At 65.0% G+C, this 25,491-nt stretch carries 22 protein-coding genes; 8 read left to right on the forward strand and 14 right to left on the reverse strand.

Annotation, left to right across the window (positions count from 1 at the left end):
* Window positions 1-109: 109 nt before the first annotated feature.
* Window positions 110-1,444, reverse strand: coding sequence for an MFS transporter (locus tag FBZ93_RS17040; protein WP_146987077.1), 1,335 nt, complete (start codon window positions 1,442-1,444; stop codon window positions 110-112).
* A gap of 315 nt (window positions 1,445-1,759) precedes the next feature.
* On the opposite strand from FBZ93_RS17040, the gene FBZ93_RS17045 reads away from it, so the two are divergent.
* The gene (locus FBZ93_RS17045) at window positions 1,760-2,959 is read left to right on the forward strand and encodes a multidrug effflux MFS transporter (protein ID WP_433995424.1); all 1,200 of its coding nucleotides are present in this window, start codon (window positions 1,760-1,762) and stop codon (window positions 2,957-2,959) included.
* Window positions 2,960-3,022: 63 nt separating this feature from the next.
* Here FBZ93_RS17045 and FBZ93_RS17050 read toward each other — a convergent pair whose 3' ends face one another.
* A complete protein-coding gene (locus FBZ93_RS17050; protein WP_146987079.1) occupies window positions 3,023-3,451 on the reverse strand; it encodes a DUF983 domain-containing protein in 429 nt (142 codons plus the stop codon).
* A gap of 93 nt (window positions 3,452-3,544) precedes the next feature.
* Between FBZ93_RS17050 and FBZ93_RS17055 the strand changes: the two genes are divergently transcribed.
* From FBZ93_RS17055 to FBZ93_RS17065, 3 genes are all read left to right on the forward strand, one after another.
* On the forward strand, window positions 3,545-4,921 hold the full coding sequence (locus FBZ93_RS17055) for a PLP-dependent aminotransferase family protein (RefSeq protein WP_146987080.1): 1,377 nt from the start codon (window positions 3,545-3,547) through the stop codon (window positions 4,919-4,921).
* A 108-nt stretch (window positions 4,922-5,029) separates the two neighbouring features.
* On the forward strand, window positions 5,030-6,328 hold the full coding sequence (locus FBZ93_RS17060) for a serine hydrolase domain-containing protein (RefSeq protein WP_433995418.1): 1,299 nt from the start codon (window positions 5,030-5,032) through the stop codon (window positions 6,326-6,328).
* 220 nt (window positions 6,329-6,548) lie between these two features.
* A complete protein-coding gene (locus FBZ93_RS17065; protein ID WP_146987081.1) occupies window positions 6,549-7,553 on the forward strand; it encodes a hypothetical protein in 1,005 nt (334 codons plus the stop codon).
* A gap of 141 nt (window positions 7,554-7,694) precedes the next feature.
* Here FBZ93_RS17065 and FBZ93_RS17070 read toward each other — a convergent pair whose 3' ends face one another.
* On the reverse strand, window positions 7,695-8,927 hold the full coding sequence (locus FBZ93_RS17070; RefSeq protein ID WP_146987082.1) for a rhodanese-like domain-containing protein: 1,233 nt from the start codon (window positions 8,925-8,927) through the stop codon (window positions 7,695-7,697).
* A gap of 243 nt (window positions 8,928-9,170) precedes the next feature.
* Between FBZ93_RS17070 and glgC the strand changes: the two genes are divergently transcribed.
* Together glgC and glgA are read left to right on the forward strand one after the other, a co-directional pair.
* Entirely contained in the window at window positions 9,171-10,433 is a 1,263-nt protein-coding gene (gene glgC / locus FBZ93_RS17075) for a glucose-1-phosphate adenylyltransferase (RefSeq protein WP_146987083.1), read from the forward strand.
* Window positions 10,430-11,884 carry a glycogen synthase GlgA gene (gene glgA / locus FBZ93_RS17080; RefSeq protein ID WP_146987084.1) on the forward strand — a complete coding sequence of 485 codons (1,455 nt, stop codon included), beginning with the start codon at window positions 10,430-10,432 and terminating at the stop codon, window positions 11,882-11,884. Before glgC ends, glgA begins: the two co-directional genes overlap by 4 nt.
* Before the next feature lie 7 nt (window positions 11,885-11,891).
* On the opposite strand, the gene FBZ93_RS17085 is transcribed toward glgA, so the two are convergent.
* The 10 genes from FBZ93_RS17085 to FBZ93_RS17130 form a co-directional block, all read right to left on the reverse strand.
* A complete protein-coding gene (locus FBZ93_RS17085; protein ID WP_074125869.1) occupies window positions 11,892-12,209 on the reverse strand; it encodes a hypothetical protein in 318 nt (105 codons plus the stop codon).
* Between the two features lie 150 nt (window positions 12,210-12,359).
* Window positions 12,360-13,490 carry a serine hydrolase gene (locus tag FBZ93_RS17090; RefSeq protein ID WP_146987085.1) on the reverse strand — a complete coding sequence of 377 codons (1,131 nt, stop codon included), beginning with the start codon at window positions 13,488-13,490 and terminating at the stop codon, window positions 12,360-12,362.
* Window positions 13,491-14,012: 522 nt separating this feature from the next.
* Complete coding sequence (locus FBZ93_RS17095) at window positions 14,013-16,235, reverse strand: fused MFS/spermidine synthase (protein WP_208764023.1); 2,223 nt, start codon at window positions 16,233-16,235, stop codon at window positions 14,013-14,015.
* Window positions 16,236-16,409: 174 nt separating this feature from the next.
* A complete protein-coding gene (locus tag FBZ93_RS17100) occupies window positions 16,410-16,898 on the reverse strand; it encodes a DUF417 family protein (protein ID WP_146987086.1) in 489 nt (162 codons plus the stop codon).
* A 140-nt stretch (window positions 16,899-17,038) separates the two neighbouring features.
* Window positions 17,039-18,253, reverse strand: a complete 1,215-nt coding sequence (locus FBZ93_RS17105) for an ABC transporter substrate-binding protein (protein ID WP_246667525.1) — start codon at window positions 18,251-18,253, stop codon at window positions 17,039-17,041.
* A 29-nt stretch (window positions 18,254-18,282) separates the two neighbouring features.
* On the reverse strand, window positions 18,283-19,257 hold the full coding sequence (locus tag FBZ93_RS17110) for an NAD(P)H-dependent flavin oxidoreductase (protein ID WP_246667526.1): 975 nt from the start codon (window positions 19,255-19,257) through the stop codon (window positions 18,283-18,285).
* A gap of 2 nt (window positions 19,258-19,259) precedes the next feature.
* Window positions 19,260-20,033 (reverse strand): crotonase/enoyl-CoA hydratase family protein, encoded by a 774-nt coding sequence (locus FBZ93_RS17115; RefSeq protein ID WP_146987087.1) that lies wholly within the window; start codon window positions 20,031-20,033, stop codon window positions 19,260-19,262.
* A 9-nt stretch (window positions 20,034-20,042) separates the two neighbouring features.
* Window positions 20,043-20,834, reverse strand: coding sequence for an SDR family NAD(P)-dependent oxidoreductase (locus FBZ93_RS17120; RefSeq protein ID WP_146987088.1), 792 nt, complete (start codon window positions 20,832-20,834; stop codon window positions 20,043-20,045).
* Complete coding sequence (locus FBZ93_RS17125) at window positions 20,831-22,381, reverse strand: class I adenylate-forming enzyme family protein (protein ID WP_146987089.1); 1,551 nt, start codon at window positions 22,379-22,381, stop codon at window positions 20,831-20,833. Before FBZ93_RS17125 ends, FBZ93_RS17120 begins: the two co-directional genes overlap by 4 nt.
* Complete coding sequence (locus tag FBZ93_RS17130) at window positions 22,378-23,028, reverse strand: TetR/AcrR family transcriptional regulator (RefSeq protein ID WP_146987090.1); 651 nt, start codon at window positions 23,026-23,028, stop codon at window positions 22,378-22,380. Before FBZ93_RS17130 ends, FBZ93_RS17125 begins: the two co-directional genes overlap by 4 nt.
* A gap of 96 nt (window positions 23,029-23,124) precedes the next feature.
* Between FBZ93_RS17130 and FBZ93_RS17135 the strand changes: the two genes are divergently transcribed.
* Together FBZ93_RS17135 and FBZ93_RS17140 are read left to right on the forward strand one after the other, a co-directional pair.
* Window positions 23,125-23,544: a Zn-ribbon domain-containing OB-fold protein gene (locus FBZ93_RS17135; RefSeq protein WP_146987091.1), complete on the forward strand. Its 420-nt coding sequence runs from the start codon at window positions 23,125-23,127 to the stop codon at window positions 23,542-23,544.
* 18 nt (window positions 23,545-23,562) lie between these two features.
* Window positions 23,563-24,702, forward strand: coding sequence for a thiolase family protein (locus FBZ93_RS17140; protein WP_146987092.1), 1,140 nt, complete (start codon window positions 23,563-23,565; stop codon window positions 24,700-24,702).
* Between the two features lie 25 nt (window positions 24,703-24,727).
* Here the strand turns inward: FBZ93_RS17140 and FBZ93_RS17145 are convergent, their stop codons facing one another.
* Window positions 24,728-25,363 (reverse strand): TetR/AcrR family transcriptional regulator, encoded by a 636-nt coding sequence (locus FBZ93_RS17145; RefSeq protein WP_146987093.1) that lies wholly within the window; start codon window positions 25,361-25,363, stop codon window positions 24,728-24,730.
* Window positions 25,364-25,491: the final 128 nt, after the last annotated feature.

Consider the following 25,491-nt stretch of genomic DNA (forward strand, 5'->3'; position numbering starts at 1 on the left):
GTGGCGCGCCGAAGTTCCAGCGCTGCGTAGGGTGGATTAGCCCCGAGGCGTAATCCACCGCGACGCAGAGACAGTGGCGGATACGCCTTGCGGCTAATCCGCCTACGATTCACGTACCCGTGTCATTCACGTTCAGATCGACGCCCTGCGGGTCCTTGATGGTCGACACTGTGATCAGCGAGATCAGCGACAGCACCGCGATGTAGACGCCGACGCGCCAGGATTGGCCGTAGGTGCCGATGATCCATTGCGCGATCATCGGCGCGAAGGCGCCGCCGAAGATGGCGCCGAGCGCGTAGCCGATCGAGACGCCGGAGTAGCGCACCTTGGCCGGAAACAGCTCGGCGTAGAGCGCCGCCTGCGGGCCATAGGACAAACCAAGCGCGATGGTGAGGCCGACGGCGCTGATGAAGAACAGCAAGAGGTTCTTGCTGTCGATCAAAAACCACATCGGCACCGCCCACAGCACCATCAACCCGTAGCCGATCTGGAAGCAGCGCACGCGGCCGATTTTGTCGCCGAGGATGCCGCCCAAGAGCGTGAAGATGAACCAGCTCACCGCCGCCAGCGTGCCGATCAGCAGCAGCTGGTCGGACGGCATCTTCAGCGTGTTGGCCCCATAGCTGATGATGAACGCGATCAGGATGTAGCCGGCCGCATTGTTGGCCATGAAGATCAGCGCTGTGCGGAAAATCTCCTTGGCATGATTGCGCATCAATTCCTTCAGCGGCGCGGAGGATTCCCGGTGCCGGCGCTGCATCGCCTTGAACACCGGCGATTCCTCCACGGTGCGCCGGATCACGATGCCGACGACGATCAGCAGGATCGACAGAAGGAACGGGATGCGCCAGCCCCATTCGATCATCGCCTGCTTGCCGAGCGTCGTGGTGAGCACCCACAACACGCCGGTCGCCAGGATCATGCCGAGCGGCGTGCCGATCTGCGGGAACGAGCCGAAGAAGCTGCGCTTGTCGCGAGGTGCCGATTCCACCGACATCAGCGCCGCGCCGCCCCATTCGCCGCCGGCCGAGAAGCCCTGCAGGATGCGCAGCAGAATAAGGAGCGCCGGCGCCCAGGCGCCGATCTGCGCATAGGTCGGCAGCAGGCCGACCAGCGCGGTCGCAGCGCCCATCAACAACAGCGTGACGACCAGCATGTTCTTGCGGCCGAAGCGGTCGCCGAGATGGCCGCAGACGATGGCCCCGAGCGGGCGGAACAGGAATGACAGGCCGAGCGTCGCAAACGAGACGATCTGCGCCAGCAGCGGATTGTTGGCGTTCATCGGCGCGAAGAACAGCGCGCCGAACACCAGGCCCGCCGCCTGGGCGTAGACGAAGAAGTCGTACCATTCGATGGTGGTGCCGACGAGCGTTGCGGTGAGGACCTTGCGCTCCTCATCCGACAGCGTAGCGCCGCGCGAGCGCGCGGATAGTTCGATGGACATGTGGCCTCCCCAAAGACGTTCTTCGCCGTGCGGGCGTGGATGGCGGCGATGCGCCTGCCCTGCACGGGTGCTGGTACCGGGATAGCAGAGCTTTCCGCGCGGCACGAGGAAATAGTTGCAGCAGCAACGATAATGCGCCGACCGATGCCCTCCGGGCCGGTTCCATGACCGGGTTACCTCACCCGCCGCCGACGGTCTCCCATCCCAAAACGCCGATTGTGCAACGCAGCAAGGCCGCTATGATCCCTGCTCTCCAAGAGGTCTTAAGTGTCTGACATCAATGCCGATGCCTGGGTATCCTCAGGCCACCGCCCGATGGGCTTTCCGGAATTCGTCGTCGTCATCGCTTCCATCATGGCGCTGAACCCGCTGGCGATGGACATGATGCTGCCGGCGCTGCCGAACATCCGTTCCGCGTTTCAGATCGCCGACGCCAACCGCCCGCAGATGGTGCTGTCGATCTTCCTGGTCGGCTTCGGGGTCGGCCAGTTCGTGATGGGCCCGCTATCGGACCGCTTCGGCCGCCGCCCGGTGCTGCTCGGCGGCATGACCGTCTACACCATCGCCGGCCTGCTCGCGATCATGGCGCCGTCGTTCGAGACGCTGCTGTTGGCGCGCGCGCTGCAAGGGCTCGGCACCGCGGCAACCCGCGTGATCGCGACCTCGATCGTGCGCGACTGCTACGCCGGACGTCGCATGGCGAGCGTGATGTCGCTCGCGATGATGGTGTTCATCGCAGTGCCCGTGATCGCGCCGTCATTCGGCCAGGCGGTGATGCTGCTGACGCATTGGCGCGGCATCTTCGTGCTCTTGATGATCTACGGCGTGATCGCGCTCGCCTGGAGCGCGATGCGGATGCCCGAGACGCTCCCTAAGGAACTGCGCAAGTCGCTGGCGATCCCGGAGGTGCTGTCCGCGTTCCGCCAGACCGTCACCAACCGCCAGACCCTCGGCTATGCGCTCGCCGCCGGCGGCGTGCAGGGCTCGCTGTTTGCCTTCGTGTTCTCGTCGCAGCAGATCTTCACCGAGGTGTTCAAGCTCGGGCATTACTTCCCGGTCGCCTTCGCGGCCTGCGCGGTCGGCGTCGCGATCGCCGGCTTCCTCAATTCGCGCATCGTCGGCCGCATCGGCATGCGCGTGATCTCGCATGCCGCACTGACCGGCTTTGCCGTGGTCGCCGGGGTGCTGTTCCTTACGGTGAAGACCGGCATGCTGTCGTTGCCGCTGTTCATGGCGCTGTCGAGCCTGATGATGTTCGCGTTCGGGCTGATGATGGCGAACTTCACCGCGCTTGCGATGGAGCCGCAGGGCAAGATCGCCGGCACCGCCTCCTCGCTCTACGGCACGATCACCACGCTGCTCGGGATCGGCGTCGGCACCACGATCGGCCAGGATTACGACGGCACGCTGCTGCCGTTCGCGACCGGCTTCTTCCTGTGCACGCTGGCCGCGCTCGCCGTGGTGCTGGTGACGGAGAGGGGCCGCATGTTCCGGCCGCATCATCATCCGATTTGATCATCGTAGGGTGGGTTAGCCGAAGGCGTAACCCACCATCTTTCTCGCAGGCGGCGCGGCGGATTACGCTTTGCTAATCCGCCCTACGCGATTCCGCGTCGCTTGCACGGGCACAGCACGCCGCCGCGTCGCCGCAAATCCCTCCATCCCGAGCTGCCACTGCAGTCCGACGATCGCGCCCTTGGTCGGCTGCAGCAGCGCGAGCGCGCTGAACAATGTCACCGGCAGCCAGATCGCCAGTTGCAGCCAGGCCGGCGGCGCGTAGGTCATCTCCATCCAGAGCAGTGCCGGCACCACGACGTGGCCGACCACGACGATCACGAGATAGGCCGGGAAATCGTCCGCGCGCTGCGGCGTGAAGTCCTCGCCGCAGAGCTCGCAATGGTCGGCAACTTTGAGGAAGCGGCCGAACAGATGGCCGCGCCCGCAGTTCGGGCACTTCATGGTGAAGCCGCGCAACATCGCCTTTGGCAGGGAAACCGTCTCGGTCATCGTCGTCGTCCTGGTCGTTGTCCTTGACCTGATCTAACGATCCATACAATATGCTTCGATTAGCATACAATCAAAGACAAAGCGTCAGATTGCATGGATTGGATCCCTACAGTTTCGGAATGGCACGGCCCGATGTTCCTGCGCATCGTCGATGCGCTCGCCGCCGATATCGCGAGCGGCCGGCTTGTGCGCGGCCAGCGGCTGCCGACCCATCGCGCGCTGGCGACCGCGCTCGATATCGATCTGACCACGGTGACGCGCGCCTATGGCGAAGCGCGGCGGCGCGGGCTGCTCGACGCCCGCGTCGGCCAGGGCACCTTCGTGTCGGAGACCACGGCGCGCGCGGCGTCCGACTTGCCCGCCCCCGTCAACATCGACCTGTCGATGAACCTGCCGCCGCAGCCGGTCGAGGCCAATCTCGATCTGCGCATCGCACAGGGACTTGCGACCATCCGGTCCGAAGCGGGGTTCTCCACCTATCTCGGCTATACGCGTCCCGGCGGCACTGCTGACGAGCGCGAGGTCGGTGCCGCGTGGCTCGCGCCGCGCGTGCCGAACGCATCGGCCGACCGGATCGTGATCTATCCAGGTTCGCAGGCGATCATCTTCAACGCCCTGCTGGCGCTGACGTCGCCCGGCGATGTCGTACTGACGGAGGCACTGACGTTTCCCGGCATCAAGGCTGCGGCCGCGCGGCTCGATGTTAGGCTGGTCGGCGTTGCGATGGACGCTGAGGGCGCGCGGCCCGACGCGCTCGACGAGGCCTGCCGCAAGCACAGACCGAAGGCGGTCTATCTGATCCCGACGCAGCAGAACCCGACCACCGCAACGATGGGCGCGGTGCGCCGGAAGGCGATCGCCGACATCATCAGGAAGCGCAGCTGCGTGCTGATCGAGGACGATGTCTACGGCCCGCTCGAACCGCAGGTGGCACCGATTGCCACGCTGATCCCCGAACGCACTTACCTTGCCGCGAGCATCGCGAAATGCATCGCGCCCGCCTTGCGCGTCGCCTATCTGCTGGCGCCCGACGCCGCCGCCGAGCAGCGGATGCGCGCCGGCATGCAGGCCACCATGCAGATGCCGCCATCGCTGATGGTGGCGCTGGTGACGCAATGGCTGCGCTCCGGCGTTGCCGCCGAGATCATCCGCGCCATCCGCAACGAGGCGGCGGCGCGCCAGCAGCTCGCGGCCCGCTTCCTCAAGGGCGTCAGCTATGCGGCGCGGCCGGCCAGCCACCATCTCTGGATGCCGTTGCCAAAACATTTCGACGGCACCGACCTGCTCTCGCATCTGATGCGCAACGGCCTCGCGGTGGTCGGCGAAGACGCCTTTGCGGCCGGAGAAGCCGCACCGCGCGGCCTGCGCCTCTCGCTCGGTGCCGCCCGCAACCGCGCCGAGCTGAGCCAGGCGCTGCAGGTGCTGTCGAATGCCGTACGCACGCCGGTCGGCGCAACGCAAATTGTGTAAATTTCGATACTCGCGCGGGAATAATCCTGCTCAAAAATGATTATGGTGCGCGGGAGCGCTTTGGCTAAAACCAGGGCGTTCAGGGCATCAGGCAGGGCGGGCTTTTCAATGTCATACGGATATGATCGGGCAGTCCACATTGCCGTGCGGACGCTTCGCGCGGCAGTGGCCGCGGTCGCTTGTCTTGCGCTTGTCGCATCGGGCGCGGCGCGCGCCTCCGACGCCCCCGCCCCGTCGCCGGAAAAGCTCGAACGCATCACCGCGTTCTTCGACAACGAGGTCGCGAGCGGCAAGCTGCCCGGTGCGGTCATCCTGATCCAGCAACACGGCAAGCCGGTCTACCTGAAGACCTTCGGCTATCGTGACGTCACGACCAAGTCGCCGATGCGGCCGGACACGATGTTCGCATTGCATTCGATGACCAAGCCGATCACCAACACCGCCGCGATGATGCTGGTCGACGACGGGAAGCTCTCGCCACAGGACCCGCTGTCGAAGTACATTCCGGCCTTCGCCGACGTGAAGGTCGCGATCGAGCCGGATGGCGGCAACGATCCGGCCAAGGTCGAGCTGGTGCCGCCGATCCGCCCGGTCACGATCGAAGACCTGATGCGGCACACCTCGGGCATCACCTACGAATATATCGGCGCCGACTGGATCCAGAAGATCTATCGCGACGGCCATCTGTTCGACGGCAAGTTCGACAACAAGGAATTCACCGCGCGGCTTGCCAAGCTGCCGCTGTCGCGGCAGCCCGGCACGCTGTGGCGCTATGGTCATTCCACCGACGTGCTCGGCCGGGTGATCGAGATCGTCTCGGGCAAAACGCTCTATCAGTTCGAGAAGGAGCTCATCTTCGATCCCCTCAAGATGAACGACACCAGATATGTGCTCGATGCGGAGACCGAACGGACGCGATTGGCCGAGCCGCTTCCGTCTGACACGATCCTGATCGACGGGGAGAACGACCGCCGCGCGCATCCGGAGTGGGAATCCGGCGGCGGCGGCCTGGTGTCGACCATTCTCGATTATGCGCGCTTCGCCCAGATGTTGCTCAACGGCGGCGAGCTCGACGGCAAGCGCTATCTGAGCCCGGCTGCGTTCAAGGACATGACGAGGGACCATATCGGGCCGGGCTCCGGCGTCGGCCGCGACTACTGGTATTTCCCCGGCGACGGCTTCGGTTATGGCTACGGCATCGCGGTGCGCACCGATCCCGGCATTGCCAAGCCGCCGCCGCCCGGCTCGATCGGCGAGTTGAAATGGGACAGCGGCAGCGGAACCTATTTCGGCGTCGATCCGAAGCTCGACATGATCTACATCATGCTCGAGCAGACCCAGAACGAGCGCCAGCGCATCACGCCGGCATTCCGCAAGCTGGTGTACGACGCATTCAACCCGGACTGAGCTGCCGCTGGTCGCCCCGTCATTGCGAGGAGCGAAGCGACGAAGCAATCCATCTATCCGCTTCAGCTTCCCTTGCGCTATATACTATCGTATATATCGAGGCGACAAGGCAGGCGGGTGAACAATCCGGTCGGGAACCCTGCAACAACAAACCATCGGCCGGAGACGATCGCCTCACAATTCTGCCTGGTCCAACCAGGTTCATTGAGGAAACGCGATCATGATAAGAAAGAATGGCGACGCGGGGCATCCGCGCGCAACGGGAGAACTGCTCAATATCCGCCGCGCAACACTCAACAGCGCTGCGGCCGTCATCCTTACGCTCGGCATCGCAGGCATGGCCCGCGCCGAAACGGCTCCGGTCGGCGTTCCCGACAAGAGTTTTCCGGAGAGCGTGACCTCGACCTCCGACGGCACGCTTTATGTCGGCAGCTTCAACCATGGCGGCGTGACCAAGATCTCCGGCGGCAAGGCCGAGCAGCTGGTCAAGCCGGGTGCCGCCGACAGCCGCTCGACGCTCGGCGTACTCGCCGACGAGAAGAGCGGCACGCTCTATGTCTGCTCCAACGACATCAGTGCGATGGGCGTCGCCGGGCCGAGCGACACCAAGGGCGCGTGGCTGAAAACCTTCGATCTCAAGAGCGGCGCGCCAAAGGGCAGCTTTGCCTTGAGCGATCCGAAATCGTTCTGCAACGACATAGCGGTCGGGACCGACGGCACCGCCTATGTCAGCGATTCCTTCGCGCCGTTCGTCTACAGCTTGAAGCCCGGCGGCACCGCGCTCGCGACCTTCGCGACCGATCCGCAGCTCGCGCCGACCAAGGACGGCGTCGGGCTCGACGGGATTGCGATCGGTGCCGACGGCAATCTCTATGTCACGACCTTCATTCCGGCCAAGCTGTTCAAGATCGAGATGAAGGACGGCAAGGCCGGCGCCGTGACGGAGCTGAAGCCGTCGCGGCCGCTCGACCACGCCGACGCGCTGCGCGCCCATGGCAGCGGTTTCCTGCTGATTGAGGGCAACGGCAAGCTCGACAAGGTCACGGTGAAGGGCAGCGACGCCACGATCGACACCATCAAGGAAGGCCTTGCCGAACCGGTCTCGGTGACGCAGGTCGGTGATGTCGGCTGGATCGCCGAAGGTAAGCTGTCCTACGTGATCGGCGAGAACAAGGGCAAGGACCCCGGCCCGTTCAAGCTGACACCGGTCGCGCTGCCGAAGTGAGGATCGGGTACATCTAGCCGCGTCATTGCGAGGAGCGACAGCGACGAAGCAATCCATCTTGCCGCATGCGCGGTGACAATGGATTGCTTCGCTCGCAGTGACGGGGACGGGCCGCGGCGCACGACCGGGCCGTACGGTTGCTCAGATCACATAAAACCCGTGGGTGCCGTCGCGGCGCAGCTGATCGACGAGGCCGTACTCCCAATCGAGATAGGCCTGCATCGCCTGCTCCGCGACGCCGGTGCCTTCATAGGGACGCCGGTAACGATGCGCGGGATCGGGCCGCGGCACGACGCGCGGCGGGCCGACTTCGAGCCCGCCGTCATAGCCGCCGTCGAGCACGTAGACTTCCCACGCCATCTGCGCGAGCCAGGACGCCGTCATGTCGGCGCGGATGCTCCTGTCGTCGGTCAGCACGATGCGCGCGCCGCGCACCGGCGCGGCCATATCGATTTCCTGCACCAGCTGGCCGCCGGCATAATGGCGGAAGCCGGCCAGATGAGCGGCCGTATATTCCTCGGCATCGCGCACGTCGAAGCGATACAGTGTGCGCTGCACGTCGTTTTCCAGCGCGGCGAGCTCGGCCGTGCCGATATGACGAACGCCGGCCCGATAGGCGACGTCGCGGGCATTGTCGGCGGCGCCCGCGAACGGCCCGACATCGCCGCGCTTGCCGGCGCCGTGTTCGAGATCGTGCTTCGCGAGCGTCCAGCCGATGGTGCCATTGCGCAGTGCCCGCACCTTGTTCGGCAGCCCGGCATTGATCAGCGACTGCGTGCCGATGATCGACCGGGTGCGGCCGGCGCAGTTGACGATGATCGTGGTGTCGGGATCGGGCGCCGCCCCGCCTGCGCGCAGCACCAACTCCGCACCGGGCACGCTGACCGAGCCCGGGATGTTCATGGTGGCATATTCGTCGAAGCGGCGAACGTCGAGAATCGCGATGTTGGCCTTGGCGGAGATCAACGCGGCGACCTCGTCGGCGCTGAGCGACGGCGTGTGCCGGCGCGACTCCACCAGCTCGCCGAACGCCTTGGCGTAGGAATTGACGTCCTCGAACACCTCGTAACCGGCCGCCTTCCAGGCCGTGAGGCCGCCGGCGAGCGCAGCGACGTTCCCATAGCCGAGCTCCCGCAGCTGGTCGGCCGCGGCAGCGACCAGGCCCTCGCCATTGTCATAGAGCACGATCGGCACGTCCTTGCGCGGCAGGCGCAACTCAGCTTCCAGCGCGATCCGCCCGGCGGCCATGTTGGCGGCAAACAGCGGATGGCCGGTGGCGAATTCCGCTTCGTGCCTGACGTCGAGCAGCGCGATCTCCCGGCGCAGCAGCAGCGTTGCTCGGATGTCCTGGGGGGTGACGAAAGAAACTGTCATGAGATGCCGGTCCGGGGGAAATGCGCAGGCTTGCTCTAGGCCGAAATCGCGCGTCGTCAATAGGTTTAACCAACTCGCAACCCCGCTCCCCGGCAGGCGAAATCCTGGGAACGAAAAACCGCCATCCCGCTTTGCTCAACCGGGACGCTCTTGCTACGTTCCAATCGGCCCCGTTGGCGCCCGATCAGGCCTTCCGGACAAGAGAAGGTAGCGGGGCCAGCCTGAAGTTCTGGGAGGATGACCATGAGACCAGTCGGAAATGAACCATTGTCGCGTCACGCCCTCGCCTTCGTGCTGGCCGGCGGACGCGGCAGCAGACTTCAGGAGCTCACCGACAAGCGCGCCAAGCCGGCCGTGTATTTCGGCGGCAAGTCCCGCATCATCGATTTCGCGCTCTCCAATGCGGTGAACTCCGGCATCCGCCGCATCGCGGTGGCGACCCAGTACAAGGCGCACAGCCTGATCCGGCACCTGCAAGGCGGCTGGAACTTCTTCCGCCCGGAACGAAACGAGAGCTTCGACATCCTGCCCGCAAGCCAGCGCGTCTCTGAGACCATGTGGTATGTCGGCACGGCTGACGCGGTCTACCAGAACATCGACATCCTCGAGGCGCACGGCACCAAGTACATCCTGGTGCTCGCCGGCGACCATGTTTACAAGATGGACTACGAGATCATGCTGAAGCAGCATGTCGAGAGCGGCGCCGACGTCACGGTCGGCTGCCTCGAAATGCCGCGCGCCGAATCCAGCGCCTTCGGCATCATGCATATCGACGAGCACGGCCTGATCCAGTCCTTCCTGGAGAAGCCGGCCGATCCGCCGCCGATGCCCGGCAAGCCCGACAAGTCGCTGGCCAGCATGGGTATCTATGTCTTCAATTCGGAATTCCTGTTCGACGAATTGCGCCGCGATGCCGCCGACCCGAACTCGGCCCACGATTTCGGCAAGGACATCATCCCCTATATCGTCAAGCACGGCCGGGCGATCGCGCATCAGTTCAATGATTCTTGCGTCCGCTCCGGCGACGATCCCCGCTCCTACTGGCGCGATGCCGGCACCGTCGATGCCTATTGGGGCGCCAACATCGATCTCACCGACGTGGTGCCTGAGCTCGACCTCTACGATCGGTCATGGCCGATCTGGACCTATGCCGAGATCACCCCGCCCGCCAAATTCGTCCACGACGAGGACGGACGGCGCGGCCAGGCGGTGACCTCGCTGGTCTCGGGCGCCTGCATCATCTCGGGCGCGTCGCTGCGCCGCTCGCTGCTGTTCACCGGCGTCCATGTCAATTCCTACGCCAATGTCGAGAATGCGGTGATCATGCCCTATGTGAATGTCGGCCGCGGCGCGCGGCTCAGGAACGTCGTGATCGATCGCGGCGTGCGGATTCCGGAAGGGCTGGTGGTCGGCGAGGATCCCGAATTCGACGGCAAGCGCTTCCGCACCACCGAGAACGGGATCACGCTAATTACGCAATCGATGATCGACAGGCTCGGGACATGACGCCCATCCGCGTCCTCGCGGTCGCCTCGGAAGTCTACCCGATCGTCAAGACCGGCGGCCTCGCCGACGTGGTCGGCGCGCTGCCGGCCGCGCTGCAACAGCACGGCGTCACGACGCGGACGCTGGTGCCCGGCTATCCGGCTGTGCTGAACGCGCTGGCCTCGGCGGAGACGCTGCTGCAGTGGCCGGAATTCTACGGCGGGCCGATCCGTGTACTCGGCGGCACCCATGACGGCCTCGATCTCTATGCGCTCGACGCGCCGCATCTCTATGCGCGGCCGGGCAACCCCTATGTCGGCCCCGACGGACGCGATTGGCCCGACAACGGCATCCGCTTTGCAGCACTGTCGCGGATGGCGGCGGAAATCGGCCGCGGTGCAATCGCCTCCTTCGTCCCCAACATCGTGCATGCGCATGACTGGCAGGCCGGCCTCGCGCCGGCCTATCTGCATTATGGCGGGCAACCGCGGCCGGCCACGGTGATGACCGTGCACAACCTCGCCTATCAGGGCCAATTCTCGCCGGACATGCTCGCGACCTTCGGCCTGCCGGGCGAGGCCTACTCGCTTCACGGCGTCGAATATTACGGCACCATCAGCCTGCTCAAGGCCGGTCTGCAATTCGCCGACCGCATCACGACGGTGTCGCCGACCTATGCGCAGGAGATCCAGAGCGACGAGGGCGGCATGGGGCTCGGCGGCCTGCTGCGCGAACGATCCGACGTGCTGAGCGGCATCCTCAACGGCATCGACATCGCGGTATGGAATCCGGCGACCGACCCCGATATCGCTGCGCGCTTCAGCGCCGAGCAGATGGCGGAGCGCGCGGCCAACAAGGCGGCGTTGCAGCGGCGCTTCGGGCTCGATCCGGCGCCGGATGCGATGCTGCTCGGCGTCATCAGCCGGCTGTCATGGCAGAAGGGGCTCGACCTGCTGCTCGACAACATTCCGACCTTGCTCGGCGAAGGCATCCAGCTCGCGCTGCTCGGCAGCGGCGATCACGATCTGCAGGATCGCTACGCTGCGCTGGCGCGTGACAATCCGGGACGGATCGCAGTCGTGATCGGCTATGACGAGGCGCTGGCGCATCTGATCCAGGCAGGCTCTGATGCGCTCGCAGTGCCGTCGCGCTTCGAGCCCTGCGGCCTCACCCAGCTCTGCGCGCTGCGCTACGGCGCGGTCCCTCTCGTCGCCAATGTTGGTGGTCTCGCCGACACCGTGCAGGGCTTCGACGAAGCCGCAGTCACAGGCAGTGCGGCAACCGGCATCAAGTTCGCGCCCGTCACCTCGGAGGCGCTCGCCCATGGCTTGCGCACGGCGAACCTGCTGTTCAACGACAAAGTGACCTGGCGCCGGCTGCAGCTGGCCGGCATGGCCACCGATGTCTCCTGGCACAATCGCGCCGGCCGCTACGCCGCGCTCTATCGCGAGCTCGCCGCGGCGCGCAGATAAAGCACAATCAGTTCAAGAGATCGCAGGACGCGATGCGGTTGATATCGGCGAGGCGCCGGTCGGGATTTCCCTTGAAATCAAGGCTTGCTACGAGATCGAGTAGTCGGCCATAGGCGCGGTCGGCGACCGCAACGGGCAACGGCTCCTCGTCAAACGCCTCGATGTAATTGCCGACGAGACCGCTCAGCAGACGGCACATCGCCCGTTGCTCGGGGTCGTGCCTGCTCAAGGTCTCGAGTTTTTCCTGGAGGGTTCGGTAGGTGCGTAAGCCGTGCGGCTGTTGCGAAAGCCAACCGTGCAGATCGGAATTATTCAGATCACTCATATCAGCCTCTTCAAGTAGGAGAAGAAGCTACCGGCTTATACAGCCGATCATGGTTCCGCGCCATCGCGATTTTTGCATGCACCCCCTGCCCGGCCGTGCAGGCCGTGTCATCGGATTGGCACGCACTATCCCTAGAATACGTTCGTTTGATCAGAGTCGCGCGAGTGCCGGCAGAATCCTGTAGCGCGCGATCTCGTGCGGATAGTCGCCGCGATTGGCGAGCAGCACGATGCCGAACCTTCGCGCCGGCACCAGGCCGATATAGGCCGAGGCATTGTTGAGACCGCCGGGCTTGTCGATGACGGTGACGCCGTCGACCCGCACATGCTCCCATGCCATCGCCTGCCCGAACTTCGCATCGACACGAAAACTCTCGCGCATGGTCATCTGCAATGCCGCGCGCAATTCGGGATCGATCACTCCGCCGTCGAGATAGGCCCGCAGCAGGATGCCGAGATCGCGCGCCGAGGAGAACATCTGGCCGGTGCCCGGAAAATCGTAATAGCTCTGTTGATTGCCGATTGGGCCGATCGGCGCTCCGTCGTGGGAGTAGCCCTGGACCATGCGCTGCATGATCTCCGGCATCATCGCCGCGCTATTGTCCTCGCCGCGATCCGGAACGAAGGTCGACGTCATGCCGAGCGGCTTGAGGATGCGGCTCTCGATCAACGCCGCGATCGGCATGCGATAGCGCCGTTCCAGCACCAGCTGCAGCAGGACATAGCCGGCATGGCTGTAGATGCGTTGCTTGCCCGGCTGCACTCCTGCCGGCGGCGTCCACGCATTGAGCATCGCGATGAACTGATCCCGGCTGAAGGTCTCGTTCGGCCAGGGCGGATGATCGGTCGGCAGCAGCAGCCCGGATGTATGGTTGACGAGTTCGCCGACGGTGACGTGGCTGATGTAGTCGCCGTGCAACTCGGGCAAAATCTTGCCGACGGGATCGTCCAATCGCAATTCACCGCGCTCCGTGGCGAGTGCGACCAGCGTCGCCTCGAACAGCTTGCGCAACGAAGCGAGGTTGAACAGCGTGTCCGACGTGACCGGCCGCTTGGCCGCGGTGTCGGCGAAACCGTAGTTGAAGAAGGTGAACCGGCCGCCGGCATAGACCGCGGCAGCGAGGCCACCCGGATCGGCCGTGGTCGCGGTCGGCGCGAGTTCCGTCGCGACGATGTCCCTGATCAGCGCATCCATGTCGGAATCCGCGCGCGCCCCCGCGAGCGCGCTAGCTGCGACGGCAAGCACGACGGCCGCGATCCGGACGGGGAGCCACTGTTTCATCAAGAGCGAAATCGGAACGATGTTGCGATGTCATTCGCAGGCTGTCTGTTCAGCCACCGCGAGATGGCGACATCGCGATCCTAGCGATGGAACCTAGGCGTCCGCGTTCACGATTGCGCGTATGTCACCGTTACCTGTCCCGGCCGGGGAAGGGGCGGCCCGATCGCTGTTCCAGGGGTCACTACCGGAAACCGCGATCGCGACCGCCCTCCCACTCCAGCCACGGTGCGGGAACTGCAATGGAATTAAAAAAAGCGGAATCCTTAAAAATGCAGCGAATGTGCTTGGACGGAAACGCAATACCGGCGTCTGCCGGGTGGACCACCGATATGCCTGACTTCGTCACATTCCGCTCCCAACTGGGGACCGTTTCTTACTAGCAACAATTCGTCAATCAACGGTTGCATAGGCCGATGGGATTCGATTGACAAGACATGCCCGCCTGCGACGAATTGTCCGGTTCCAGGCTCCGAGTTCCAGGTTCCCGGTGGCGCGTTCGCGGTCGCGCGCACCTGGATGCCGCTACTCCAGACCGAGATAGTAACGCCACTCGGTTCCCATGTTGTCGTCGGTGACGAGAACCTGATCGGTCGTCCTCGACAGCAGGGTCGGACACTGCTCGACCATCTCGCCGTCGAGGCGGAACTCGTTCATCAGCTCGTCGAGGAAATCACGGTCGGCCTTGTCGGTCGGATTGAACTGACGCTTCCCGTCGATCGTGTAGGCCTCCAGGACCGCCCGCCAGCGTGCATAGTTCCAGTCAAGCGGCGCATTCGATGCCACCATGTGGTTGGTGAATCGCGCGCCATGGGGAAACACGGTGCATGCCGTCTTCTGTATCCGTCGCGATGACGTCGTGTTGTAGAACACGATACCGCCGGGATTGAGATGGCCGCGGACCAGCTCGAGAAACTCGACCGAGAGCAGGTTGGTCGCGTTGGCGCGGAAATTCCAGGTCGTGTTGGAGATGACCGCATCGAACTGCCGTCCCGGATGGCGGCGCAACCAACGGCGTCCGTCATCCGCGATGATGGTGACCTTGGGATTGTGCAGCAGCGATTGCACCTCGGGCCGCTCCGCAATCAGCTGGGTGTAGCCCGGATTGATCTCGACGATGGTGAGCGATTCGACCGCCGGATTGTTGGCAATGACCTGGGCCCACGAACCGGACGCAAGCCCGATGATCAGCACGTCGCGCGGCGCCGGGTGAAACAGGCTGAGCGCATAGGCGCGGATCACGCCGTTGCGGTCGGACTTCAGGCCGGTGTTGAAGCGGCCGTCATACATGCCGTTGCCATAGACGACGCCATCGGCGTCGACGGTAATCACTCCGCTCCGGTTCTCGACCACGCTGGCGAACGTCTGACCGGAATTCGTATGGGTCTGGAGGTTTTCGAACAGATGCCGCGACAGCAGCGGAGCAACGAGCGTTCCGGCACACAGAATGGCAATGGCAGTCGCCGCCGCCCGCGCCCGTACGCCAGCGGCGGATGTCGACCTGTAGATCAACAGCAACGAGCACAGGGTGCCGATCCCCAGCAGCAACATGCTGATCTGCTGCAGACCGAGGTAATTCGTCAGCACGAAGCCGGTGACGACGGCACCGATGGCGCATCCGGCAATGTTCGCGCTGTAGAGCAGCGCCGTCTGCATGCCAGCTCGATCATCGGCCGCGATGCCGAAATGCGACAGGAACGGCAGCAGCGCGCCCCACTGCCGCGCGATCAGGTAGATCCCGGCGAGCACGATCAGGATGAATCCGAGACCCATTCCGGCGGACTGGTTCGCGAGCGGCAGAAAGGCCGCGCCCGCGGCATTGGCCCAGATCAGGCCCTTGGCAGCCTCACCCATTGCATCCGCTGGGGAAAGCCGCGCACAGACCTGCGCCGTGTTGTACGCGCCACCGGCAACGCCCGCCAGAAAGCCGCAGAGCACGAAGGCAAACGCCATCGAGCTCGATCCCGAGGCAAAGGACACGGTCCGAAACAGAAAGATCTCATAGGACAGCGAGACGAAGCCGCCGACGGCGGCAAGCAGCATCACGAACGGCATTGAGAGGATCGGCGGCGCCGTTCGCAGGTGTTGCGGAACGATGCTCGCGTCGTCCAACTCCTTGCGGCGATAATGGGCGATGAACGCACCGGCGGCGACCGCGACATTGATCCCCGCCGCGATGGTGACCGCCGCGTGCATCCCGAGATGGGGAAAGATGACGATGGCGCAAAGCAGGCAGGCGGCCGAGGCGCCCAGCGTGTTGACGTAATAGAGAAGGCCGACCGAATGGGCCGTCTGTCCCGACGTTCGTACCAGGTGCGAGACCAGGATCGGCAGCGTGGCGCCCATCAGAAGCGTCGGGATCAGCACCAGCGACAGATTGACGGCGCCGATGGCCGGCAACGACCATTCGAGCGCGAGGTCTCCGATCCATTCGAAGATCGCGAGCGAGACGACGCCGAACACAGCAGTGAGCAGCTCGATGACGCCGAGCAGCAGCAGAGGCTGCACGACACGGCGCCGCGTGATCCATCCGCCGGCAAGGCTGCCGAGCCCCAGGCCCAGCATGAACGCGGTCACGACGATGGTGACGGATTCCGTATTGACCCCGAAAATGCGGAACAGGCTTCGCTGCCAGGTGAGCTGGTATACGAGTGCGGGAATTCCGGAGAAGAAGAACAGGATCGGCAGGATCCGATGGCGCACGGCTGATGAAGCCGAGCTCGCTGTCGACAGTTCAAGGGCGGTCACGTTTATCCCCCAGTTTCGGGAGATTTCTCATAGCAACAATAGGTCAATCGACGGTTGCACTGGTCCCTCGCATTCGAGCAACGGGACGAGGATTTCGGTCGAACGGTTCAAAACGGGCGCGTTTGGGGCGGAGCGAGATACCATCGATTCAGCGCCCGTTAACCAAGGCAGCGGCTATCCGCTCCGCGACCGGACGATCGACCGCGGCAGCGACGCCAGCAGCAGCACGAGGCAGACGCAGAGCAGCACGATGTCCTTGAACAGGAACTCGCCGGCCAGGTTCCAGGCCATCGGGTCGGTCGACAGGGTCCATTTCACCACCCCGGGTGTCGTGAAGAAGAACGACCAGGTCACCGCAAAGGTGATCACGCCCATCAGCGCACCGATCGCCGACAGGATCGGGCTGAAAGCGCCGGCAGCCAGCAGCACCGCGATGCCGAGCTCGGTCACGCCAAGCACATAGGCCTCGCCGCGGAGGCCGAACACCGACAGCCACGAGACGAACGGGCTGTTGCTGATGAACTGCACGATGCCTTGCGCCGACTGCAGCGTGAACTTCTGCATGCCGAACGACACGAAGATCACCACCATGACCCAGCGCAGGATCGCGAGCAGACCAAAAGACCCCTCGCCCCGTTCGGCGATGTTGAACGACAGATTCATGCGGATGTTGCTTCCCTTGCTGCGATGCCAGCATCGGCCGCTGTTGCGGCGTTCGTGGCATGACTACGCAGCGCGCCGCGCGCGTGTTACGCGCGGCACGCCTCCCATCCATCACAAGGACGTGCAGACGACGTGATCGGTCAGGCCGCAGTGAGCAGCTCGCCGACCTTCTCATAGGCCTCGCCCTTGAACCGCATCAGCTGAAACTGCTTGATCGGCACATAGTCGCTCGGCGTGGTGTTGAGAGCGATGCCGGGAATCAGCAGCGGCGCGGCGAAGTTCTTCAGGTTGGTCGCCTGGTGCAGGATGTTGGCGCGGGTCAGTTGGTCGCCGCATTGGCTAACGACGTGAGCGGCAGTTGCCGCCGCGGTGTAGCCGATCGCATAGAGGTCGTCCGCGCGGTCAGCATTGGGGACGTAGCGGTCGAGGAACGCCATGTACTGCTTCATGTCCGGCGTCTCGGCCCAGAGCGGATTGCCGGGGTCCATCCGGGTCGCGAAGGCGAGAATGCCCTGGGCGATCTCGAAACCCGCCGGCTTCAGCGTCGCGCGCACCGAGGCGTTGCCGGCGCCGAGGAACATCTGCGGCCGCCACGCGAGCGCGGCCATCTTGCGCAGCGCCTGGCTCGCCATCTTCGGGATGGTGATGAGGAACACCACGTCGGCGCCGGACAACTTCATCTGGACGATCTGGGAATCGATGGTGGGATCGCCGACCGAATAGTTCAGCTCGGAGACGATCTGCGCGGTCTTCGCGCCCAATCCCGCCTTCAGTCCTGACAGCGTTGCCTTGCCGGCATCGTCGTTCTGGTACAGCACGCCGATCTTCGCATTGGGCGTTGAGCCGGCGATGTAACGGCCGACGACGCCTCCTTCGATCTCGTAGGTCGATCCGCCGACCATGGTCCACGGATTGGTGGCCGGATCCGACAGCTTGCTGGCGGCTGCCGCCAGGAACAGCTGCGGGACCTTTCGCACGTTCAAATATTTCTGCACGGCGATGTTGCCCGGCGTTCCCATCGCGCCGGCGATGAACAGCACCTCGTCGCCCTCGACCAGACGCCGTGCCGCTTCGACCGATTTCGGCGGGCTGTAGGCGTCGTCATAGTTGATGAACTTGATCATGCGGCCATTGATGCCGCCGGCCTCGTTCAGCATGCGGAAATAGGCATCCATCGCATTGGCGAGCACACCGAACGACGACACCGGGCCGCTGAGCGGTCCGAACTGGCCGATGCGGATTTCCTGGTCGCTCGCACCGGGATCGTATGATCCTCCGGCAAATGCCTTGCCGCCAATCGACGCCGCGAGCCCGCCCGCCATCGTCCCGAGCAGCGTTCGACGGCTGATCGTCATCATGGGTTTCCTCCGTTGGATCGGGCGCTTTAGGCAGCGCCTCTTTCGAATGCCAGTTGATATTGCGCGGCGATCTCGTCGACGATGGCGGCCGCTCCCGTCACCGCATTGACGCCGGAGACCGAATGCCCGGCGCTCCAGACCTCGATCCAGCGCCGTGGTCCTTCCGCGTCGCTCTTGCCGCCGAACTTTTCGCGCGCACGCGCCTCCGACACGGACTCGTCGAGATTTGCAGGATCGAGGCCTGCAGCGACGATCGAGGGCCGCAGCATGCTGGCGTCGAGTCCGGTGAAAGCCCTGGTCAGCATGATGTCGTCGAGCGTGCTGTCGACCAGCATCCTCCGATAGGCATCGCTCGCCATGCTCTCGCGCGCCGCGATGAAGCGCGTTCCCATATAGGCAAGATCGCAGCCGAGCAGCCGCGCCGCGGCGAGCGCGGTGCCGTCGGTCACACCGCCCGCGAGCACGACCGGACCGTCGAACATGGCGCGCACTGCGCGCACGAAGGCGAACGGATTGGCCCAGCCGGTTTGCCCGCCGGCGCCCGCGGTGAGCAGGATCAAACCGTCGGCGCCCGCCTCGATCGCCTTCTCCGCATGCCGCAGCGAGGCGATGTCCGCGAACACGAGACAGCCGACATCGTGCAGCGGCTGAACCGCCGCGGCCGGCGAGCCGACGCTGGTGATGACCATCTCGACCTTGTGCCGGACGAGGCAGGCGAGATCGTCCTTGAAGCGCGGCTGGCGGATGATGAGGTTCGGACAATGCGGTGCGGCCGGGCGGCCGAGTTCGGCGACACCGCGCTCGATCTGGGTGAGCCAGGCATCGAGCTCCTCGACGGAGCGCGCGTTCGCGGTCGGAAATGCGCCGATCGCACCGGAACGGCAGACCGCGGTGACGAGATCGACGCCGGAGACACGCAGCATCGGCGCTGCGATCAGCGGCAGCCGAAGCCGCTGCGCGATCGCAGCTGGAAGCACGCTCCGGCGGGCAGCGACCTGCATGATCAGCGCCCCTTCCACACCGGCTTACGCTTCTCGGCGAACGCCTTCAGACCCTCGACGCGATCCTCGGAGTTGAAGGCGCGTTCCGCGATCGGCGCCTGCGCGGTCCATCCCGCTTCGTCGGTCCAGTTCGCGGCCTGGAAGACGATCTCCTTCGAGGCGGCCAGCGCCGTCGGGCCGTTGACCAGGATCTCGTTGCCGAAGGCAATCGCGGCCTCGAGCGCCTGCCCGGGTTCGACGAGCCGGTTCACGAGGCCAAGGCGCTCGAAATACTCCGCGCTCTTGAACTGCCCGGTCAGCGCCAGCTCCATGGCGACGTGATAGGGAATCCGCTTCGGCAAGCGGAACAGGCCGCCGCCGACGGCGACGACATTGTGCCTGACTTCCGGCAGGCCCATCTTGGCGTCACGCGCGGCGACGATCAGGTCGCATGACAGGCAAAGTTCGAGCCCGCCGCCGACGGCATAGCCCTCGACAGCCGCGATCAGCGGCTTGCGCGGCGGCCGCCGAAACAATCCGAAGCCGCCGCGTTCGGTGACACCGCGTTCGCCGCGCGCCACCGCCTTGAGATCGGCGCCGGCCGAGAAATTGCCGCCCGCGCCGGTGATGACGCCGACGAACAGCGCATCCTCCGCGTCAAGCAGGTCCATCGCGTCGGAGATGCCGCGCGCGAGCGCAAGATTGCACGCATTGCGCGCCTCCGGACGATTCAGGGTGACGACGAGGATGTGGCCGCGCCGTTCGGTCAGAACGACCTGTTCGTTCTCAGTGCTCATCGCTGCGCCTCACAATGCGAAGGTAAAGCCGCCATTGACCGGATAGGTCTGGCCGGTGATCCACGCGCTCGCATCGGAGGCGAGGAACAGCACCATGTTGGCGACGTCAGACGGCAGGCCGGGGCGGCGGATGACGTACTTCTCCATCATCTTCTTCTGCATCTCGGGATTGGCCTTCAGCCGCGCCTCGATCGCAGGCGTCAGGGTCGCGGCAATCGCCACGCAGTTCGCCGTGATGTTGTGGCGGCCGAGCGATCGCGCGACTGCGCGCGTGAAGCCCGCGGCACCCGCCTTCGCACCTGAATAAACCTCGAGGCCCGCTTCGCCGGCACGCCCGGCATCCGAGATGATGGTGACGATGCGGCCGCCCTTGCGCTCGATCATCTGCGGAATGCAGGCCGAGGCGCAGTTGATGACCCCGTAGAGATTGACGCCGATGAAGCTGTTCCAGACCTCAGGGCCGGTCTCCCAAAACGGCTTGCGCGCGTCGGGATCGGGGGTCGCGCCGGCATTGCCGGCATTGTTGACGAGCACGTCGATCGGGCCGAAAGCCTGCTCGGCCTTGCCGATCATCGCCTTCACCGAGGCGAGATCGGTGACGTCGGCCTGCGCCGCGATCGCCTTGCCGCCAGCGGCGTTGATTTCGCGCGCGACCTGCTCGGCGCGCTCAAGGAAGTAATCGTTAACGACAATGCCGGCCGCATTGTGCGCGGCGAAATGCAGCGCGATCTGGCGCCCGACGCCCTGGCCCGCACCGGTGATCAGGGTCACCTTGCCGTTCAAATCAAGGATATCACTCATACGTTTCTCTCCCGTCCCTTCCAGTAGGGCTCGCGCAGTTCGCGCTTGAGCAGCTTGCCCATGGTGTTGCGTGGCAGTTCATCGACGATCGACAGCGTCTTGGGCCGCTTGTACGAAGCGAGATGGTCGCGGCAGAACGCGAGGATCGCGGCCTCGTCGGTTTCGTGGCCGGGCTTCAGCTCGCAGAACGCCTTGACCTGCTCGCCGAACTCGTCGTCGGGGATGCCGATGACGGCGACGTCCTGCACATCGGGATGCCGGAGGATCGCAGCCTCGATCTCGGCCGGATAGATGTTGACGCCGCCGGCAATGATCATGTCCTTGGCGCGATCGGTGATGAACAGATAGCCGTCGTCGTCGAGCATCCCGACATCGCCGACGCGGAAATATCCATCGTCGTCGCGCGTGTCGGCTCCGAGCGGCTTGCCGTTGAGGTAGGAGCGGATCGTCACCGGCGTCCTGATCCAGATCTCGCCGGACCGGTTGCGCGGTAGCTCGCGCCCCTCGGTATCGCGAATCGAGATGTCGACATGCTTGTGCGGACGGCCGCTCGAGCCCGGCTTAAGCTCCTGCATCTCAGGCGGCAGGAAGCTGATCATGCCGACCTCGGTCGCGCCGTAGCCTTCGCCGAGAACACCGCCACCGAAAGTGCGGATGATCCAGCGCTTGAGTTCATAGGGCACCGGAGCCGCGCCGACCGAGAGCGCGCGGATCGACGACACGTCGTAGGTATCGAGCACGTCCTTCGGCAGCGCCGCGAGACGCTTGTACATGGTGGGGACGCCGGTCCAGTTGGTGACGCCATGCTGCGCGATCAGGCGAAGCGCGGCTTCGGGATCGAAACGGCGCATCATGACGGTCGGATTGCCGAGCTGGATCGCGCCCCAGACCTGGGAGGGGCCTGCGCCGTGATGCAGCGGCAGCGTCAGCAGCGACACCCCGCCCGGCTGGCCGCGCCGGGTCGATGCCACGTCGGAGAGATATTCGCTGGTGCGGGCATCCATCTGCACACCCGGCTGCAGCACCGAGACCACGCCCTTGGGCAGGCCGGTGGTGCCCGAGGTGTAAAGGATCAGCGGCGGCCGGCCGGTTGAATGCAGCGCCGGTTCGGCAGACGCCTCGAGCAGTTCGGAGAATGCGACGAAGCCGGGCGATGCCGCGCCGATCGAGACAGCGAGCTTGATCGGCAGGCCCTCGAATGCGGGCTTTAGCGCAGCTGGATCCTCATCGTCGCAGACGACGACCTGGGCGCCGCTGTTGGACAGCACATACTGCGTCTCCGACGGCGTCAGCCGCCAGTTCAGGCCGAGCAGCGAGCAGCGCAGCTTGCCGATCGCTTCGCTCAGGATCGGCCACTCGATCCGGATCTGGGTCCGCAGCACGACGATGTCGCCGGAGACGACGCCGCGGGCCGCCAGGCCATGCGCCACACGGTTTGCCGCATCGTTGAGCTGCGACCACGTCATCCGGCGATCGCCTTCGATGAAGGCGACATCATCGGGGCGATTGGCCGCCCAATACTCGACGCTGTTAGGCAGAATGCTCATTTCGCCAGCCTTCCTTCGACCGTGGCAACGAAGCGCGCGCTGATGGCCTCGAGATCGACGCCCTCCGGATCGACCAGCCACTGCGCCACAGATCCGCGCAGGCCAGCGAGGATCAGCGCGCTCTCGGTCTCCGGATCGATGTCGGCGCGCAACCGGCCTGCGGCGATCCCCGCCCTGAGGCCGGCAGCGATCTCGCCTCTCGTCTCGCGGTTGAGCTTGGCAACCGTCGCCGTGATCGGCGGCACGGTGAGCGCGCCCGCCAGCACAGCGTGAAACGCGCGCGCCATGACAGGCGTCCGCGCCGGCATCACGAAGTAGTATTTGAACGACGCGATCAGGCCGTCATAGCCGGTCAGTTCCGGCGAGGCGGCGCGGCGGTCGGTGATGAATGAATCGATGATGTAGGCGCCGAGCGCCGACAGCAGGTCCGCCTTGGTCTTGAAATAGTGCGACGGCAGCCCGCGGCTGTAGCCGGCGCGCGCGCCGGCCTCCGCCAGGGTGATCGCCTCAAGCCCGTTTTCGGCGACGATCAGCGCGGCGGCTTCAAGGATCCGCCGCTCCGCCTCGTCGCGGCGCTCGACCTGCGTCCGCCGTGACGCCGGTGCGTCATCCCGCGGCTCCTGCGCGCGTCGAACTGCTCGTGCCATTCAGCTTCGCTCCCTTTGCCGTGCGGCCACTTCTTGCTTGCATTCAAGCTAGAATGATGTTTGTTGGTCAGTCAACAAGTTTCTTTGGAGGAAACCATGCAACCGAACAAGCTGTTGAAACCAGGCCTGTATTCCGAGGGGTCGAGCGATCGAGATGGGGCGACGGTCCGCCTCAAGGGCGGCCGGTGCCGCTGCGGATACGTGTTCTTCCCGATGCAGACCTATGGCTGCGAGCGCTGCGGCAGCCATGGCGATGCGCTGACGCCCTGCGAGCTACCGGCCAACGGAACGCTGCTTGCGGAAGCGACCGTTCACTTGCATGCCGACAAGAACCGCCCGGCCCCCTTCACCATCGTCAAGGTTGCGCTCGACGACGGGCCTGTGATCCGCACCCTGCTGGCCGATGACAGCGCACCGGTTGTGCCGGGCCAGCGCGTGACCGGCCGGCTCGCCCCGGTCGGACAAGGCGAGAGCGGCGAGACCGTGCTCGATCTCCGCTTCAGCATCGCACCCTGACCGATCCGGAGCTTCGCCATGACACGATCACTCAACGAACTGCGGCCGGTCTACGTCGTCGGCATCGGCTGGCATCGCTATCAGAACCCGAGCGAGACACCTTATGTGGAGCTCGGCCTCACCGCGATCCGCTCAGCGCTTGCAGATGCGCGCATCGAATGGCCCGCGGTGGAATCGAGCTATGTCGCGACCGCGCTGCTCGGCATGGCGTCGGGCCGGCCGATGCTGCGCCATCTCGGCGCGACCGGTGCACCGCTGATGCATGTCGAGAATGCGTCGGCCTCCGGATCGACCGCGTTCCGCCACGCCTGCATCGAAGTCGCCAGCGGCATCTCCGACGTTGCGCTGGCGGTCGGCGTCGACAAGCGCAACCCGGTGCGGCGCTCGGACACCGGCATCGGACACCTTGCCGAAGACGCCGTCGTCCCCTTCACCCATTTCGCGCTGCTGACCAATGAATACGCAGTCCGCCACAACGCCTCGGCCGAGGACATCGCGCGGGTCGCCGTGAAGAACCATCACAATGGCGCCAAGAATCCGAACGCGCAGCGGCAGCAGGAGCGCACGCTCGACGAGGTGCTCGGCGGCAAGCGGGTGTCCGGATCGCTGACGGCACTGCAATGCACGCCGATCGGCGAAGGCGCCGCGGCGGTCATCGTCGCATCCGAAGACGGCATTCGCAGGCTAGGCATCGACGCCGGCCGCGCCATCCGCACCACGGCGTCGGTCGGCCGCAGCGAGCGGGTCTATCCGCCCGGCGCCGGCTTCGACGCGGCGCTCACCAAGGAGACCGCGGATCTCGCATTGGCGCAGGCCAAGCTGGCGCCGAAAGATATCGACATCATCGAGCTGCACGACGCCTTTACGGTCGAGGAGTTGCACTACATCGAGAGCATCGGACTCTGCCCCGAGGGGCACGGCGTTCGCATGCTGAAGGAGGGAGCGCTCGATATCGGCGGGCAATGCGCGATCAATCCTTCCGGCGGCCTGATCGCGATGGGACATCCGATCGGCCCGACCGGGATCGGCCAGATCGGCGAGATCGTGATGCAACTCCGTGGGGAAGCCGGCCCGCGCCAGCATGGCGGCGCGCGGACCGGGCTGGCGCATATGGTGGGCGTCGGCGCGGTCTGTTACGTGCACATCCTGCAGAAGTAACGCTGCCGCTCGAAAACGCGCCAGCTCAAGCGCGCTGGCGCAGCGGCCGCGCGGCATCCTTCGCCGGCACCGGCATGGTGAAACCGTACAGGAACAGGTCCACCACCATGTCGGCGAACTCGCCAGGGTCGATGCCGCCCTTGGGGTCGTACCAGGTATGGCTGAAGTTCAGGATGCCGAACAGCATCATGCTGTAGATCTTCTTGGTCCGCTTGACGATCTTGCCTTCCTTGTCGAGCTTGACCAGAAGATCCGAGACCGTGTCGACGATCTGGCGCTCCAGCGCCTTGATCGCGTCCTGCTCGGTCTCGCCCAGGAACGAGAGGTCGTTGAGGATCACGCGCTGCTCGTCGCTCGAGCGCGCATTGAGCGCGACGATGGCCTGGATCGCAGCGCGGAACTGCTCCAGCACCGTCGCCTTGCCGGCCATCGCGACCTCGACATCGGCGATCATCTCGCGGATATGGGCATCGAGGATCGCGAACAGGATCGCTTCCTTCGAATCGAAATAATGATACAGCGCGCCGCGCGACAGCTTGCAGGCATCGGCAAGGTCGGCGATCGAGGCACGCATATAGCCTTGCCGTGCGAACAGGCCGCAGGCGGTGGTGAGAATGCCCCGCTGGATCTCGTCGTAATTTTCTGAGCGCGTCCGCGCCATACCTGTCTCTCTCGTCCACCATCGGCGCCGCCGGAATCGGGCAGCCGCCGTCTCTCTATACTACTGCGGCTCCGCGCCCTCCTCCCCTTTGCGGGCACCATCCACCAGAACTGTTCGACCGTTCGCGT

It is taken from the genome of Bradyrhizobium macuxiense (assembly GCF_007993935.1).
GTDB classification, from domain to species: Bacteria; Pseudomonadota; Alphaproteobacteria; order Rhizobiales; family Xanthobacteraceae; genus Bradyrhizobium; species Bradyrhizobium macuxiense_A.